General features: G+C 69.6%; 1 pseudogene. It reads right to left on the bottom strand.

Going from position 1 to position 273, the window contains the following annotated elements:
• Positions 1-124 precede the first annotated feature (124 nt).
• A pseudogene (locus tag ACZYSP_RS35640) lies at positions 125-273 on the bottom strand (phosphonoacetate hydrolase); the annotation flags it as partial.

The following is a 273-nucleotide window of genomic DNA, read 5'->3' as shown; positions in this document are numbered from 1 at the left end:
GGGTAGGTGACGTCGATCGTGCGGTCGCGGTGAATCCGCTCGCCGGCAATGCGCAGGGCTTCGCGGTGAATGGTGCCTGGCTTCAGGGTGGCTTGGCTCATGGGGGAGTGCTCCGGGCGACGGTTTATTGGGCGTGGTTCAGCGCGAGGTCCAGCGCATCGAAGTTGCGCAGCCGGCGGCTGGCGGCAATGCCGGTGACCGGCCGGTTGCAGATCAGCGGCACGCGCTGCTCCGACACCCCGCCGTGCGAGCGCAGCGGCACTTCCAGCGCCG

The sequence above is a fragment of the Variovorax sp. F042 genome, assembly GCF_057814215.1.
The sequence above is the reverse complement of the archived record's forward strand: the minus strand, read 5'-3'. Positions and strand labels throughout refer to the sequence as shown.